At 53.2% G+C, this 15,838-nt stretch carries 14 protein-coding genes; 3 read left to right on the plus strand and 11 right to left on the minus strand.

Annotated elements, in window-relative coordinates; all coding sequences use genetic code 11:
• Positions 1-41: 41 nt before the first annotated feature.
• The 3 genes from AB7038_RS02365 to yfbV all read right to left on the minus strand — a co-directional run bounded on the left by AB7038_RS02365 (position 42) and on the right by yfbV (position 1,905).
• Complete coding sequence (locus AB7038_RS02365; protein ID WP_275993610.1) at positions 42-710, minus strand: sugar phosphatase; 669 nt, start codon at positions 708-710, stop codon at positions 42-44.
• A 30-nt stretch (positions 711-740) separates the two neighbouring features.
• Positions 741-1,235 carry a YfbU family protein gene (locus AB7038_RS02370; protein ID WP_004235144.1) on the minus strand — a complete coding sequence of 165 codons (495 nt, stop codon included), beginning with the start codon at positions 1,233-1,235 and terminating at the stop codon, positions 741-743.
• 214 nt (positions 1,236-1,449) lie between these two features.
• Positions 1,450-1,905, minus strand: a complete 456-nt coding sequence (yfbV, locus tag AB7038_RS02375) for a terminus macrodomain insulation protein YfbV (protein ID WP_369452674.1) — start codon at positions 1,903-1,905, stop codon at positions 1,450-1,452.
• 367 nt (positions 1,906-2,272) lie between these two features.
• Here yfbV and AB7038_RS02380 point away from each other — a divergent pair, with 367 nt between their 5' ends.
• Both AB7038_RS02380 and pta read left to right on the plus strand, forming a co-directional pair.
• On the plus strand, positions 2,273-3,475 hold the full coding sequence (locus tag AB7038_RS02380) for an acetate kinase (protein ID WP_349418198.1): 1,203 nt from the start codon (positions 2,273-2,275) through the stop codon (positions 3,473-3,475).
• Positions 3,476-3,547: 72 nt separating this feature from the next.
• Positions 3,548-5,695 (plus strand): phosphate acetyltransferase, encoded by a 2,148-nt coding sequence (pta, locus tag AB7038_RS02385; RefSeq protein ID WP_369452675.1) that lies wholly within the window; start codon positions 3,548-3,550, stop codon positions 5,693-5,695.
• Between the two features lie 119 nt (positions 5,696-5,814).
• On the opposite strand, the gene AB7038_RS02390 is transcribed toward pta, so the two are convergent.
• Positions 5,815-7,896, minus strand: a complete 2,082-nt coding sequence (locus AB7038_RS02390) for a M48 family metallopeptidase (protein ID WP_369452676.1) — start codon at positions 7,894-7,896, stop codon at positions 5,815-5,817.
• Between the two features lie 352 nt (positions 7,897-8,248).
• Positions 8,249-8,824, minus strand: a complete 576-nt coding sequence (gene yfcD, locus AB7038_RS02395; protein ID WP_368888839.1) for an NUDIX hydrolase YfcD — start codon at positions 8,822-8,824, stop codon at positions 8,249-8,251.
• A gap of 258 nt (positions 8,825-9,082) precedes the next feature.
• Here yfcD and AB7038_RS02400 point away from each other — a divergent pair, with 258 nt between their 5' ends.
• Positions 9,083-9,994, plus strand: coding sequence for a TIGR01777 family oxidoreductase (locus tag AB7038_RS02400; RefSeq protein ID WP_369452677.1), 912 nt, complete (start codon positions 9,083-9,085; stop codon positions 9,992-9,994).
• Between the two features lie 40 nt (positions 9,995-10,034).
• Here AB7038_RS02400 and AB7038_RS02405 read toward each other — a convergent pair whose 3' ends face one another.
• From AB7038_RS02405 to accD, 6 genes are all read right to left on the minus strand, one after another.
• On the minus strand, positions 10,035-10,628 hold the full coding sequence (locus AB7038_RS02405; protein ID WP_072868643.1) for a UbiX family flavin prenyltransferase: 594 nt from the start codon (positions 10,626-10,628) through the stop codon (positions 10,035-10,037).
• Positions 10,629-10,651: 23 nt separating this feature from the next.
• Positions 10,652-12,169, minus strand: a complete 1,518-nt coding sequence (gene purF, locus AB7038_RS02410) for an amidophosphoribosyltransferase (RefSeq protein WP_369452678.1) — start codon at positions 12,167-12,169, stop codon at positions 10,652-10,654.
• A 15-nt stretch (positions 12,170-12,184) separates the two neighbouring features.
• Positions 12,185-12,691 (minus strand): colicin V production protein, encoded by a 507-nt coding sequence (gene cvpA / locus AB7038_RS02415; RefSeq protein ID WP_004235126.1) that lies wholly within the window; start codon positions 12,689-12,691, stop codon positions 12,185-12,187.
• Positions 12,692-12,870: 179 nt separating this feature from the next.
• Positions 12,871-13,563 carry a cell division protein DedD gene (dedD, locus tag AB7038_RS02420; RefSeq protein ID WP_369452679.1) on the minus strand — a complete coding sequence of 231 codons (693 nt, stop codon included), beginning with the start codon at positions 13,561-13,563 and terminating at the stop codon, positions 12,871-12,873.
• Entirely contained in the window at positions 13,553-14,851 is a 1,299-nt protein-coding gene (gene folC / locus AB7038_RS02425) for a bifunctional tetrahydrofolate synthase/dihydrofolate synthase (RefSeq protein ID WP_368888843.1), read from the minus strand. The genes dedD and folC overlap by 11 nt, the downstream gene beginning before the upstream one ends.
• On the minus strand, positions 14,844-15,794 hold the full coding sequence (gene accD, locus AB7038_RS02430; RefSeq protein ID WP_368888844.1) for an acetyl-CoA carboxylase, carboxyltransferase subunit beta: 951 nt from the start codon (positions 15,792-15,794) through the stop codon (positions 14,844-14,846). Before accD ends, folC begins: the two co-directional genes overlap by 8 nt.
• Positions 15,795-15,838 lie beyond the last annotated feature (44 nt).

Here is a 15,838-nt window from a genome sequence, read left to right on the forward strand (position 1 = left end):
CCTCATCGTCTGATCGGTGCTGTGCAGCGGTGTTCCGGCCGTCAGCCGGGACGGCGGGTCAGTGTTACCGTACCGTCCGCCGCTTTCTCAACCTCAATTTCTGTCAGTGAATCCACCCGCATTGCCAGTTCATCCGTGCGCGGTGTTCCGGCCGGAACATGCACGGCAATCACCTGACAACCGGCATCCAGCCCGGAAAGCAGACCGGCGGTAGCATCCTCAAACACAAAACAGTCGCGGGGAGCCAGCCCCAGCTTTTCCGCGCCCAGCAGATAGGGCTGCGGATCCGGTTTGCCGCGGGTGATATTATCCGCCGTCACCCAGGCATCCGGCTCCGGCAGATTTGCCGCACTGTGACGCGGACGGGCTATCGCCACCGAACCGGAGGTGACTATCGCCCACGGAATTTCAAGAGAAACCAGACGCGCCAGCAGTGCCTGCGCACCGGGCAGATCCGTGACCTGATCACTCTCCCTGATTTCCTGCTCTGTCACCCACGCCAGCTGTGCGGCGATTTCGTTCTCATCCGCATCCGGCAGAAAATGGCGGATGGACTCAACCGCCGGTTTGCCGTGAATAAAATGTTTTACTTCATCCTCATCCGCACCAATACGGCGGGCAAACGCCAGCCAGGCACGCTCCACCACATGCAGGGAATCGGCCAGTGTGCCGTCCAGATCAAACAAAAAACCTTTTGCAGTCAGTGCCATGCGTGCCTCGCCGTTGCGGATGCCGGAATATTATGCGTTAAGGATCTGATTAATTTCCACTTCACTCAGGTGATACTGGCGCGGGCAGTTATGCCATGCACCCAGCATACGGACATATTTATCCCACATCGGCGTCTGGGAGTTAAAGCCGTGACTGCCGCTGTCAAAGTGGGTATAACGCCCTTCCGTATTTACCAGAAAACGCACATAACTTAAATAACGTGCTTCAGTCGCCGCATCAAAACCTAAGAAGTGGATACGGCGCGGGTCGATATCTTTTGCTTCTTTCAGGTTATCGAAGGAGATACGCAGTGCGTGGTACATTTCCATCATATCAATCACACGGCGGCAGATTTCTTCCGGCAGCTCGCCGAAATCGCGATCCAGTTCGCGCATCTGCAGCCCGAAGCCGCGCTCAATAATGGTCTGCTGGCGGCGGTAGCGCTCGGCATTATCCGGATCCAGCATAGCCATCATTTTATACTGGTTAGAGAGGATAAGGCGTTGTGCGTTGGTCATTTCCATGGTGTATCTCCTGAAAAAGTAATCCGGGGTATGGTCAGAATCATCGCATTACTCAAATCTATAAGATAGTGAAATACACACCTTTTTTGATCTCAGCGGGGAATTTCGCCCGGGTAATTTTACGGAGAGGAAAAACAGGAGGTTACAGAAGCTGAATCGATTAATAAAGGAAGGGGTTCTTCCGCCCGCAGCCGCGGGCGGAAAACAGCGCAACTTACAGGTCATCCAGAAAAGAGTTATCCAGCTGCTTAAAAGCGCGTTTCAGTAACTCGGCCAGTGCCATATAATCCGGTGTGCCTTCAACCGGCGCAATCGCGATCCCGGCTTCGGCAAATTTTGCGCGGATTTCGTAAAACCAGCTGAGCAACCCGGCCGGTAAGGGCGTGGCGGCGCGCCGTCCCAGCCACCATAACCCCTGCAGCGGCAGCGAGCAGGCAAACAGTGCGGTGGCGACTGCGGAACCTAATGCCCCGCCGAGGGCTATCTGCCATGTCAGGGTAAACACCGACAGCGGCGGCATAAAACGGATACCGAACTGTGTGGATTTTATGACACGATTCTCCGGGAAAACCGGGGCGAGCTGCTTCACGGCCGGCCAGGTGGCGGCGTAACGTTTGCCGAGACGCAGTGCGCGGAACAGACCCGGTTTTGCCGGTGTGTTATCAGGCATTATGACCTCAATCAATAAAAAACATAATAATTAAAATATGGCTACATTCAGTCAAAATATTTTTGTAGGATTAAGTATATTTTGAAATTGCTGTCATCTGCGGGTATGCTACGCCCGTTTAATCACGGTGAAATAATCCTGAGTTAATTATTTTGTCTGATGCCGCCTTTTTCAAGGGCAAAATGTGTGTTTTTACACCATCCGGCGTCAGACAACAGATTGCAGCGATGATTTATCGTTCAATATAAAAATTGCATGATGTTAATCATGAACGGCGCTGAAATATTGCGCTACGCTTAGTTAGATTACGTTTTAACCACTGTCTTAATACATAAGACTTATCCACAACAAGATTATAGGTAATTCCATGTCAAGTAAGCTGGTACTGGTACTTAACTGCGGTAGTTCTTCACTGAAATTTGCGATCATTGACCCTACAACTGGTGATGAATATCTGACGGGTCTGGCAGAATGCTTTAACCTGCCGGAAGCACGTATCAAGTGGAAAATGGATGGTGCTAAACACGAAGCACAATTAGGCGCGGGCGCTGCTCACAGCGAAGCACTGCGTTTCATCGTGAAAGATATCATGGGCGACAAGCCTGAGCTGTCCGCACAGATCGGCTGCATCGGCCACCGTCTGGTTCACGGCGGTGAGAAATTTGCTCACTCTGTTATCGTCACTGACGAAGTTATCAAAGCAATGGAAGAGTGCTCTGCCTTTGCTCCTCTGCACAACCCGGCTAACCTGTTAGGCGTGGAAGAAGCACTGAAAGCCTTCCCTCACCTGGCTGATAAAAACGTTGGTGTTTTCGATACCGCTTTCCATCAGACCATGCCTGAAGAAGCTTACCTGTATGCCCTGCCGTACAGCCTGTACAAAGACCACGGTATCCGCCGCTATGGTTTCCACGGTACAAGCCACTACTTCGTCAGCCGTGAAGCCGCTAAAATGCTGAACAAACCGGTTGAAGAACTGAACGTGATCACCTGCCACTTAGGCAACGGTGGTTCTGTTGCAGCTATCGTTAACGGCGAGTGCGTGGACACCTCTATGGGTCTGACTCCGCTGGAAGGTCTGGTCATGGGTACCCGTTCCGGTGATATCGACCCGGCTATCATTTTCCACCTGCATGATTCAATGGGCATGAGCGTTGAGGAAATCAACAAAATGCTGACCAAAGAATCCGGCCTGCAGGGTCTGACTGAAGTCACCAGCGACTGCCGTTATGTTGAAGAAAACTACGGTAAACAAGCTGATGCGACCCGTGCAATGAACGTATTCTGCCACCGTCTGGCGAAATACGTCGGTGGTTATGCAACACTGATGGAAGGCCGTCTGGACGCTATCATCTTCACCGGCGGTATCGGTGAAAACGCAGCGATGGTTCGTGAACACACTCTGGAGAAACTGGCTCTGCTGGGCTTCAAACTGGACAACGAACGTAACCTGGCTGCCCGTTTCGGTAACGCAGGTAAAATCACCACTGACGACAGCAGCATTGCCCTGGTGATCCCGACTAACGAAGAATTAGTCATCGCACAGGATGCAGCCCGTCTGACTGCATAATCTTTGCTCTCCGCCGGCCCCCGCCGGCGGATTTATTTTGAACACCGAATTGTGAAAAAATAAGAGGTTCATGTGTCCCGTACTATTATCCTCATTCCTACCGGCACCAGTGTCGGCTTAAGCAGCGTCAGCCTCGGGGTTGTCCGCTCAATGGAACAAAAAGGCGTCAGCCTGAGTTTCTTCAAACCGGTTGCACAGCCGCGCCGTGCAGGTATTGAAGATCAGACCACCCAGATCTTACGTGCTCACTCTTCCCTGAAGATGGCAGAGCCGCTGGATATGGATTATGTCGAAACCATGCTGACCACCAATCAGAAAGATATTCTGATGGAAGAAATCGTTGCCCGTTACCACGAGCATACTCAGGGTGCGGAAGTGATCCTGATCGAAGGCCTGGTACCGACCCGCAACTACCCGCATGCTCAGTCCCTGAACTACGATATCGCCCAGACTCTGGGTGCGGAAATCGTATTCGTGACAGCACCGGGCAATGACACCGCAGCGGAAATCAAAGAGCGTCTGGAACTGATCCGCAATGAATTCGGTGGTCACAAGAACACCAACATCGCCGGCGTGATCGTTAACAAAGTTAACGCACCGGTTGATGAGCAGGGCCGTACCCGTCCTGATCTGTCTGAAATCTTCGATGACTCATCCAAAGCGACTATCGCTCACCTGAGCGCGGATGATCTGAAATCCCTGCCTCTGCCGGTTGTCGGCAGTGTACCGTGGAACTTCGAACTGATTGCCACCCGTGCAATCGACATGGCGAACCACCTGGGCGCGAAAATCATCAACGAAGGCGATATCAAAACCCGCCGCGTGAAATCTGTGACTTTCTGTGCACGCAGCATTCCTCATATGCTGGAGCACTTCCGTCCGGGTTCTCTGCTGGTGACCTCTGCTGACCGTCCTGACGTGCTGGTTTCTGCCTGCCTGGCAGCGATGAACGGCGTGGAAATCGGTGCGATCCTGCTGACCGGCGGTTATGAAATCGACGACAGCATCGCCAAACTGTGCGAACGTGCGTTCGAAACCGGCCTGCCAATCTTCACTGTGAACACCAACACCTGGCAGACCTCGCTGAACCTGCAAAGCTTCAGCCTGGAAGTCCCTGCTGATGACCGTGAGCGCATCGAACTGGTTCAGAACTACGTGGCAAGCCACATCGATACCAAATGGATCGATTCCCTGGTTGCGGATTCCGAGCGTCCGAACCGTCTGTCACCACCGGCATTCCGTTACCTGTTAACCGAACTGGCACGCAAAGCGAAAAAACGCGTTGTTCTGCCTGAAGGTGATGAGCCGCGTACTATCAAAGCCGCCGCTATCTGTGCTGAACGTGGTCTGGCGACCTGCGTACTGTTAGGCGATCCGGAAGAAATCCGCCGCGTTGCAGCTGCACAGGGCGTGACTCTGGGCACCGGTATCGAGCTGGTTAACCCGGCTGACATCCGCGAGCTGTATGTTCCGCGTCTGGTTGAACTGCGTAAAAACAAAGGCATGACCGAAGTCGTTGCCCGCGAGCAGTTACAGGATAACGTTGTACTGGGTACAATGATGCTGGAGCAGGATAAAGTTGACGGTCTGGTTTCCGGTGCGGTTCACACCACTGCGAACACCATTCGTCCGCCGTTACAGTTAATCAAAACTGCACCGGGCAGCTCACTGGTTTCTTCCGTGTTCTTCATGCTGATGCCTGAAGAAGTGCTGGTCTACGGTGACTGCGCAATCAACCCGGCTCCGAACCCTGAACAGCTGGCAGAAATCGCAATTCAGTCTGCTGACTCTGTTAAAGCATTCGGTATCGACCCGCGCGTTGCGATGATCTCTTACTCTACCGGGACTTCCGGCCAGGGTGACGATGTTGAGAAAGTCCGCGAAGCGACCCGCATTGCTCAGGAAAAACGTCCTGACCTGTGCATCGACGGTCCGTTACAGTACGACGCTGCTGTGATGGCTGACGTTGCGAAAACCAAAGCACCGAACTCTCCGGTTGCAGGTAAAGCAAACGTCTTCATCTTCCCTGACCTGAACACCGGTAACACCACTTACAAAGCGGTTCAGCGTTCAGCAGACCTGGTCTCTATCGGACCAATGCTGCAGGGTATGCGCAAGCCGGTTAACGACCTGTCCCGTGGTGCGTTAGTTGACGATATCGCGTACACCATCGCACTGACTGCTATTCAGGCAGCGCAGGACGAAGCGAAGAAAAAATAAGTTCTGCTGACTGAAAAGTTACAGACAATAATCCCGGCCGGGTTTCCCCGCCGGGATTTTTTTATACATCCTGTCAGAAAAACCGCCTTGCGGCGGTTCCCTGTATTTCAGCAGAAAAATTACTGCCGCAGCTCGTGCTTCACATGTGCCGTCTGCAACTGGCTGTGCACCAGTTCCGATAATTCCTGAAGGGATAATGATTTGCCCTGCCAGATCCGGACACCCGCCATCACAATCATCAGTTTTTGCTTTTTGGCATCATATTTAAAGAAACGGCTTTTTACTGCCATGCCCGGTGCAGGTGCCCCGTCAGCCACATGCAGTGTGAGTGTCGCCACACCGGAGGTTTCCGCAATGTCATAATCAACGATGTAGTGCAGCGGATACGGCTGTGTCAGCTTATCACTGACCAGCTGACCGTGACGGAAAGCAAACAGTGGTGCTTTACCTCTGTCGCGGTACATAAAGGCCACACCCCAGAACAGCAGTAACAGCCAGAAGCCGTGAACCGCACCGGATGCGATCAGATTTTCCGCACCGAGTTTCACCGTGGCAATCCCCATCCCGGCCGCAACCACCAGGCCAAAGATGAACATCATCCGGAACATTTTCCGCCGCTCGGTGATGATCACTTCCTCTGCCGCATCAGATTCATGCAACATGGTTTCCAGTGCCGCTGTCCGCTGGGTGGTGTACTCAGCGACCATGCCGGAAAGTGACGCCGTCAGCATCATGGAAATCGCTTTGGCATCCGTGAACAGATCCGCGATATTGCCGTAATCATCTGACTGCACTTCACGGGAAGCAGCGGCCAGCAGATCATCACTGATATCCTGAGACAGCGCTTCAATACGGGTACGGGTCTGCGGATGCGTGTCGCTCGGGTGACTGGTTGCCTCATTCAGGAACTGTCCGGCTTCCGGCATACCACGCTCACGCAGTCGCGCCATCACCACCGGCAGTAAATCATCCGTTTTCAGGGTGCCTTCATACAACTCACCCAGCGTTTCCGAAATCACTTCACTGACCGCAGAGATACGCAGCAGTGACGATGCCACCGCCGCCGGTGAGCTGACCGATGCCCCCGCTTTATCCGCTTCCAGCTCACGGATACGGCTCCAGTGACTGACAGCGAAATCAAACTGCTCGAGGAAGAAGATCCCGAGATACACCGACGGGCTCATAATCACTTTACTGTAGTAATCCTGTACCTCGCTGGCCACCAGCGAAATACTGTGGCTCATTCCGGCATAGATTGGCGCAAAGTTCAGACTGTAAGTGGTATCTTCGCCGGTGAAGTGCCCCAGTTCGTGCCCGATAACCGCACTGGCTTCCTCACGGTTGAGCAGTGCGGAATAGAGCAGCGGGAAGTACAGCGTTTTCCCTTCAATCAGCTGATTTTCATTCAGGCTGATACTGTGGGATGTCACATAAAAACACTCTGTCATACCAACAACAATATGATCCGGTGACGACGTGCCGACTTTCGCGGCAATGTCATCCACCCACTGCCACAGCCCCGGCGCTTCCTCCCGGCTGACGGCATGCCCTGTCACATCCGACGGTTCGCTGCGGAACATGGCAAAGCTCTTGCGCAGCTTAAACAGCCCTTTGATGATGTACCAGATAATCAGCAGGATACTGATCAGAATAAAGATCATGATCTTCGCACCGCCGCCGCTCAGCACGAAATTACCGGCGAACCACAGCGCTTCATACGCCATCACACAAATGATACTCAGGCCGACCAGCGTCATCTGCCCGGTCAGGATAAACGGCAGCATTTTGCGGCAGCGGGCAAAGACGTTCAGCAGCGTATCGCGGGAGCGCCGGGCAGCCCGGCCGCTGCTGATGCAGAGATAAATCGCCCCTGCACCAAACAGCAGCGATAAAATCCCGGTGGCGATAGTCCCCAGGCTGACACCCGCCCCGGCCAGAATCATGGCAATCTCACTGCTGTATTTATTCAGATCACGGTTAATCATGCCCAGTTGCTGACCGGCAGACACGGTTTCCCCGTCATCGTAGGTAATCTGTGTATTCGGATCTTCAGCAATCAGACGCTGAAGCTCCGCTTTTTCTGACATAATATACTGGTAAGCCTGATATTCATCGCTGATGCGCCAATACTGAAATGCACCCCATGCGGTGAGCAGCAGTGGTAATAACAACAGCCATCCTGCTAATTTATTTCTCATCATTATTCTCGTTCAGGTTGTATTTTATTATCTTCCGTTTATTTCCGGATAATTCTTATTAACCGGGATTTGTTATTTAATGTTTCTTTAATAAAGCATAAATAAAATTACATAAAATCATTGTAATTCATATAGTTAACGGACATTTTTATGGTTTTAAATTATTATCTGTACTCAGAACGGCATTCTACAGGAAAATGATTAAAGCCAGAAACCGGAATAACAAAAATTATACTGAACTATCTCTGATGATATTCTTTTTTACCGATATATTTACTGCCTGCGTTTTATTTCACCCTGTTTTAAATATAAAAAAGCCTGCATATTGCAGGCTTCTCCGGTTTTTATTCTTTTTTTATTCGCTGTCGCTGCTCATTTCAGCTTCAGGCGTTGCAACCGGCTTCTGCCGCTCTGCCGGGGTATAATTCTGATTATTCCGGGTCAGCCAGAGAGAGAGAGCTTTCAGTGAATCGGCCGTAAATTCGTCACAGCGGGCTGTGATTTCAGCCGGAGTCAGCCAGGTAACCTCCGATACTTCACTTTCCTGAAGTGCGAACGGCCCGTGTGTCACACAGCTGAATAACCCGCCCCAGACACGGCAGACCGGCTCTTCATAATAAAACAGGCCGTGCTCGGCAAACGGCACACCGGCGATCCCGAGTTCTTCCTCTGCTTCGCGCCGGGCAGAATCGAGCATCAGCTCGCCCTGCTGCACCACGCCGCCGGCAGTGGCATCCAGCAGACCCGGGCAGTAGTCTTTGTGCTCAGTCCGGCGCTGGACAAGAATTTTTCCCATGCCGTCATGCACAACGATGTAGGTTGCCCGGTGACGCAGGTTTTCCGCCCGCATCTGCTCGCGGGTCGCCTGGCCGATGACATCATTATTTTCATCGACCACGTCCACCCACTCGATAGCGCTTTCTTGTTCCATCCTCTAACCTTTTCTTTTTATCAGCATTCCGGATGCTGTTTCTGTTTTTTTCAGTGACACACGCTGTTAATCCGCGGGCCGCTGCTTTATACCGCTTTTATATACCAAACTAATAATGATAGTGTGCCATTATGGTCATTGAATCAGTATATCAAGAATTGATAGCGGTTCTATGATTGTTTTTCTTTCTTGCCGATCACATCCCCCGGCGGCAAAAACTGCTATAGTCAGAGAAATCTACCGGCAGAAGGAGCATCTATGCGTATTCTGATCACAGGCGGCACCGGGCTCGTCGGAACCCCGCTGGTGCAGGTACTGATTGCCCGGAAATATCAGGTGGTGGTTCTGAGCCGCTCACCGCAGAAAGTTTATTCCCGTTTTTGCTCAGCCGCAGAAAATCTCAACTCACTCAATGATATAACACATCTGAACGACATCGATGCGGTGATTAACCTCGCCGGTGAGCCTATCGCGGATAAACGCTGGAGTGAAGAGCAGAAAAAGCTGCTGTGTGAAAGCCGCTGGCAGATAACCGAACGGCTCAGTGAGCTTATCAATGCCAGTGAAACGCCGCCGGCGGTGTTTCTCTCCGGCTCTGCCGTGGGCTGGTACGGTGATCAGGGACAATCCGTCGTGACGGAGGATGATGAACCAAATCCGGAATTCACCCACACTTTGTGCGACCGCTGGGAATCCCTGGCGATGAAAGCACAAAGTGAGAAAACCCGGGTCTGCCTGCTGCGCACCGGTATTGTGCTCTCCCCGGAAGGCGGCGCGCTGGCAAAACTGCTGCCGGTCTACCGCGCCGGTCTTGGCGGCCCCATTGGTAACGGCCGTCAGTATATGCCGTGGATCCATATCAATGACATGGTCAGCGCTATTCTGTTTCTGCTCGACGATCCCGCACAGAACGGCCCGTTCAATATGACCGCACCTTATCCGTCTCATAACGAGCAGTTTGCGGCGGTACTGGCGCAGATCCTGCACCGCCCGCATCTGCTGCGTGTTCCGGCATTTGTGGTGAAGGCGCTGATGGGAGAAGCGGCGGTACTGGCACTCGGCGGTCAGAATGCCCTGCCGAAACGACTGGAAGAAGCCGGGTTCAGCTGTCAGTTTATTAATCTGGAAGAAGCTCTGCGGGATTTGCTGGACAGTCCGGCGGACTATTAATACAGAACCCGGCCGGAAACAAACGGCCGGGTGATTCAGATTACGGCTGTACAGAGCGGGGATTTTTCGCCCCGCTCCAGCGGGTAAATAAATCTTCCGGTAATTCAATATCAAACTGATCGAGTACCCGGTTGACCGTCTGGTCAATAATATCCTGCACGGTTTCCGGCTGATGATAAAACGCAGGCATCGGCGGCATAATCACCGCACCGATTTCCGCTGCCTGTGTCATCAGCCGCAGATGTCCCAGATGCAGCGGCGTTTCACGAACGCCCAGCACCAGTTTGCGCCCTTCCTTAAGCACCACATCCGCGGCACGGGTCACCAGGGTGTCCGTGTAACTGTGAACAATCCCTGACAGGGTTTTCACCGAACAGGGCAGGATAACCATCCCCAGTGTTCTGACAGAGCCGGAAGATATACAGGCGGCGATATCACGCTCATCATGTACCACATCCGCCAGTGCCTGCACATCACGCAGACTGTATGCTGTTTCCAGCGCCAGTGTCTGCCGGGCCGCCTGACTGACAATCAGATGGGTTTCCACTTCCGGCACCGTTTGCAGGACCTCCAGCAGCCGCACACCATAGACAGCACCACTTGCGCCGGTCAGCCCCACAATCAGTTTTTTCATAACATCACCTGACAAAAAAGAGATTAACCCTCATTATATATCTCAAGGTTCTCAATTTCGTTATGATCCCGCAACTTTAATTCATCATCCTTGCGCAGGTTTTCCACATAGTCGAGATAATCCTGGTCGATATCTTTGGTGACATAGATACCATCAAACACCGATGCCTCAAGACCGCGGATATCCGGGTTCTCTTCACGCACTGCATCGATAAGGTCACTCAGATCCTGGAAAATCAGGGCATCCGCGCCAATCAGACGGCAGATTTCATCTGCTTCGCGACCGTGAGCGATTAACTCGTTGGCATTCGGCATATCGATACCGTAGACATTCGGGAAACGCACTTCCGGGGCCGCAGAAGCGAAATAGACTTTCTTCGCCCCGGCTTCCCGTGCCAGTTCCACAATCTGCTCTGACGTGGTGCCGCGCACAATGGAGTCATCCACCAGCAGCACATTTTTCCCTTTGAATTCGGTGCGGTTGGCATTGAGTTTGCGGCGGACAGATTTTTTCCGCTCCTGCTGACCCGGCATGATAAAGGTACGTCCCACATAGCGGTTTTTCACAAACCCCTGGCGGTACGGTTTATTCAGCATATGGGCGATTTCCAGTGCGCTGTCCATCGAGGTTTCCGGGATCGGGATCACCACATCGATATCCAGGTCTTCCCACTCGCGGGCAATTTTGGCACCGAGCTTCTGCCCCATACGCAGACGGGCGTTATAGACAGAGACTTTATCGATAACGGAATCCGGGCGGGCGAAATAGACAAACTCGAACAGGCACGGTGTCAGTGACGGATTCGCCGCACACTGGCGGGTGTAGAGCTGCCCGGTTTCAGTGATATACACCGCTTCACCTGGTGCCACATCGCGCAGATATTCAAAACCGAGGGTATCCAGCGCAACACTTTCAGACGCAACCATGTACTCTTCGCGGCCATCATTCAGGGCACGTTTACCGAGCACCAGCGGACGGATACCGTTCGGGTCACGGAACGCCAGCAGGCCGTGGCCGATAATCAGTGCCACACAGGCATAAGCGCCGCGGATTTTGGTGTGCATCGCGCTGACAGCAGCAAAAATATTGTCCGGCTCCAGCGGGTGCGCATCAAAGCGATCCAGCTCATACGCCAGCACGTTGAGCAGGATTTCAGAATCGGAGGTGGTATTAACATGACGGCGGGCTGTTTCAAACAGCTGATGTTTCAGCGTGTGCGCATTGGTCAGATTGCCGTTATGCGCCAGGGTGATACCGAACGGTGAATTGACATAAAACGGCTGTGCTTCCGATGCACTGGAGCTGCCTGCGGTCGGGTAGCGGACATGGCCAATCCCGAGTGTGCCCTGCAAACGCAGCATATGGCGGGTTTCGAAAACATCTTTCACCAGTCCGTTGGCTTTACGGAGCCGGAAACCATTGTTACTGTCAATGGTTGCGATACCGGCTGCATCCTGGCCCCGGTGCTGTAACACCGTGAGCGCGTCATAAATTGATTGATTGACTTGCGTAAAACCAACGATACCAACAATACCACACATGTAGTTTTTTCCTCATCAGCCGGGCGGAGAAGGAAAATTCTCCGGCAGGAAACTTGACGCATTCTGGAGGTAGTCAAAGAACCACCTGATAACATGACTGAATTGGGGGATGAGTTGTGACTGCTGCCAGTCGCTGCTCTGACTCATCTGCGTGAAGCTGTCGAGGAAGAACAAAATTGCCGCCACGATCAGCACCCCGCGCAGAGCACCAAAACAAACCCCGAGAACACGATCTGTGCCTGATAAGCCTGTCCGCTGAACCAGTGAACCGATAACATGGTTAATCACCGAGCCGACAATCAGTGTCGCAACAAATAAAATCGCAATGGCGATTCCGTTGCGGACCAGCGGGTCATCAAAGCGCGTAAAATAGTCCGCCAGCAGCGGGAAAAACTCGCTGGCCACATAAAACGCACAGACCCAGGTCACTAACGATAAGGCTTCGCGAACGAAACCACGAACCAGGCTGACTAATGCCGAGAAAGCAATAATTGCAATAATTGCGTAATCAATCCAAACCATATCACTATCCAAATTGATGCCCCGGCATCAGTGACGGGCGCATTCTAACAGAAAACGAAAACGTTTGCGTAACGGATTTTTGCTCCATCCGAAAATAAATTGCGGCGAAATAAAAAATTATAATCGCCGCAAAGAGTTAACTGATTTTATTAACGGATATTGCTAATTCCTTAAATTCGCTACGGTTTATAAGACTGCACCCGGCCATCCAGCCCGGTAAGCTGTCTCAGTTCCCCCAGCGAGGACTTCAGCTCAGCCTGCGAGGCTGACGGCCCGACCATAATCAGCGTCAGTTTGCCGCGCGGCACGGTATACACCTGATAACCGGATAACCGCAGTGTGGCGACAATCTCCTCCACCTTACGGGCATTGGATAAAGCACCCAGCTGCACAACATAAGCCTGTCCCTGCGGTGCTTTTTCCGGTTTGGGTTCCGGTTTCGGCTCAGGTTTTGGTTCCGGCTTAGGCTCCGGTTTTGGTTCAGGTTTCGGTTCCGGCTTAGGCTCCGGTTTCGGCTGCGGTTGTTTATCCGGGATCACCACCGGCGGCAGCGGATCCGCACCCGGCGGCACATTAGAGGTGGTACTGCTGCCCGCAGATGCTTCCGCAGGGGCTTCTTCCGTCCCGGTTTGTGCCGCTTCGGTAATCATGGCGCTGGATGCCCCTTCTGACGGCATCGTCGGCATAGTCTGATTGATCGGATTCACCGCATCAATCTCATCCTGCTCCCCTTCTTTCGGGATAAGCGGGATGGCTGCGAACTGGTCTTCGTTATATTTCTTATCGCCGTCCAGCAGCACCGGCAGGACAATCACACCCACCGCCACCAGGATAATGGTTCCGACTAAGCGATTCTGAAATTTACTGGCCACCCGCACCTTCCTTCGCTAAAACATCCATAACATGAGCCACTGTGTGGAATGACCCGCACACCACCACGATATCCTCCGGTGAGGCATCACGGCGCGCCTGTTCCCAGGCACTTTCCACATCGGCAAACTGCTGCGGGTTGGTCAGATGCTCCGCCAGCTGTTCTGCCGGGGCTCCGCGCAATTCGGTCAGCGGCGCGACATACCAGTCCGTCACCTGCTCACCCAGCACCGCCAGGGTGCCTTTGATATCTTTGTCGCCCAGCATACCGATCACCGCACGGACACGGCTCTGCGCAGTGCGCGGCAGCTGTGCCAGTTTTGAGACCAGATAACCGGCAGCATGCGGGTTATGTGCCACATCCAGCACGGTCAGCGGTTGTTGTGAGACAATCTGAAAACGGCCCGGCAGTTGTGCCTGACGCAGCCCGGTATCAATCGCCTCACGGGTGATGGCGCGGCCGGTTTTGTCTTTCACCTGACGCAGATTGTGGATCACCGCAAGAGCGGTCGCGGCATTTGCCAGCGGCACATTCGGCAGCGGCAGATTTTCGAGGGTTTCATCCTCACACTGCCACGTCCAGTGGTCGCCCTGCTCTTTATAAGACCAGTCATCGGCACGGCAGAACAGCGAGGTTTCCAGCTTATTTGCCACGTCGGCGATGGTATAAGGCGCGTCCGGTTCACCGATCACCGCCACACAGTGCGGGCGGAAAATCCCGGCTTTCTCGCGGGCGATATGCTCGCGGTCAGCCCCGAGCCAGTCGGTGTGATCCAGTGCGATACTGGTAATAGCCGTGATATGAGAATCGACGATATTAGTGGCATCCAGACGCCCGCCGAGGCCGACTTCCAGAATCACCACATCAAGGCTGGCTTCGCGGAACAGCTGCAGTGCTGCCAGTGTCCCCGCTTCAAAATAGGTCAGAGTGATATCGCCGCGCTGCGCGTCAATATCCGCAAAGACACGGCAGAAATCCGCCTCAGGCGGGTTTTGCCCCTGAATCCGCACCCGTTCGGTGTAATTCACCAGATGCGGGGAGCTGTACACCCCGACCCGCAACCCTGCAGCCAGCAGGATGGATTCGAGCGTATGGCAGGTGGTGCCTTTGCCGTTAGTTCCGGAAACGGTAATGACTTTCGGGGCGGGATAGCGCAGATTCATGATATCCGCCACCGCACCGACACGTTCCAGTCCCATATCAATAACCTGCGTATGCAGATCACCCAGATAAGAAAGCCACGTCATCATCGATGACGCGGCTGTCGGTCTTTCTCGCTTATCAGACATCGTGTTTTTTGACATCAGTCTCTGTTTCGGAAGATAAGTCGGTATCAGCTTCATCCGCGGTCAGGATTTCAATGATTTCACCTTCCTGCGGGAACTGATAGTTCGTCAGTTTTGACAGAATTTCCGCGACGGTATCACGCATTTCCGGGCGGCGGACAATCATATCGATCGCCCCTTTTTCAATCAGGAACTCACTGCGCTGGAATCCCGGTGGTAATTTCTCACGGACAGTCTGCTCGATAACACGCGGACCGGCAAAGCCGATCAGGGCTTTCGGCTCGGCGATATTGATATCACCCAGCATAGCCAGACTCGCGGAGACACCGCCCATGGTCGGGTCAGTCAGCACAGAGATATACGGCAGACCGCGCTCCTGCATTTTGGCCAGCGCCGCACTGGTTTTGGCCATCTGCATCAGCGACATCAGCGCTTCCTGCATACGGGCACCGCCGCTTGCGGAGAAGCAGACCAGCGGGCAGTTATCTTCCAGCGCCTGTTCAACCGCGCGGACAAACCGTGCACCGACCACAGAGGACATTGAACCGCCGATAAAGGCAAATTCAAACGCCGCCGCGACAACCGGCATGGTTTTCAGGGTGCCTTTCATCGCAATCAGGGCTTCTTTTTCCCCGGTTGTCTTCTGTGCGGAGACCAGGCGGTCTTTGTATTTCTTGGAATCACGGAATTTCAGGACGTCTTTCGGCTCCAGATCAGTTCCCAGTTCCGTGGTGCTGCCTTCATCCAGAAACGTCAGCAGGCGCGCACGTGCAGGGATCCGCATGTGATGATCACATTTCGGACACACCTCAAGATTACGTTCCACCTCCTGGCGGTACAGTACCTGACCACAACTGTCGCACTTCGTCCAGACACCTTCAGGAATGCTCGCCTTGCGTGTCTGGTTCATTGGGGTCTTATTCAGAATTTTTTCAATCCAGCTCATTAATGACCTTTCCGTCTGAAATCTGGCTCAGCCAGTGTAATTAT

Origin of the sequence: Morganella morganii, from assembly GCF_041099235.1 — a bacterium.
GTDB classification, from domain to species: Bacteria; Pseudomonadota; Gammaproteobacteria; order Enterobacterales; family Enterobacteriaceae; genus Morganella; species Morganella morganii_E.

Bases quoted from the DNA above. Each gene is read 5' to 3' on its own strand.
- AB7038_RS02365 (WP_275993610.1), bottom strand. From the start codon at position 710: ATGGCACTGACTGCAAAAGGTTTTTTGTTTGATCTGGACGGCACACTG.
- AB7038_RS02370 (WP_004235144.1), bottom strand. From the start codon at position 1,235: ATGGAAATGACCAACGCACAACGCCTTATCCTCTCTAACCAGTATAAA.
- yfbV (WP_369452674.1), bottom strand. From the start codon at position 1,905: ATGCCTGATAACACACCGGCAAAACCGGGTCTGTTCCGCGCACTGCGT.
- AB7038_RS02380 (WP_349418198.1), top strand. From the start codon at position 2,273: ATGTCAAGTAAGCTGGTACTGGTACTTAACTGCGGTAGTTCTTCACTG.
- AB7038_RS02390 (WP_369452676.1), bottom strand. From the start codon at position 7,896: ATGATGAGAAATAAATTAGCAGGATGGCTGTTGTTATTACCACTGCTG.
- yfcD (WP_368888839.1), bottom strand. From the start codon at position 8,824: ATGGAACAAGAAAGCGCTATCGAGTGGGTGGACGTGGTCGATGAAAAT.
- AB7038_RS02400 (WP_369452677.1), top strand. From the start codon at position 9,083: ATGCGTATTCTGATCACAGGCGGCACCGGGCTCGTCGGAACCCCGCTG.
- AB7038_RS02405 (WP_072868643.1), bottom strand. From the start codon at position 10,628: ATGAAAAAACTGATTGTGGGGCTGACCGGCGCAAGTGGTGCTGTCTAT.
- purF (WP_369452678.1), bottom strand. From the start codon at position 12,169: ATGTGTGGTATTGTTGGTATCGTTGGTTTTACGCAAGTCAATCAATCA.
- cvpA (WP_004235126.1), bottom strand. From the start codon at position 12,691: ATGGTTTGGATTGATTACGCAATTATTGCAATTATTGCTTTCTCGGCA.
- folC (WP_368888843.1), bottom strand. From the start codon at position 14,851: ATGTCTGATAAGCGAGAAAGACCGACAGCCGCGTCATCGATGATGACG.
- accD (WP_368888844.1), bottom strand. From the start codon at position 15,794: ATGAGCTGGATTGAAAAAATTCTGAATAAGACCCCAATGAACCAGACA.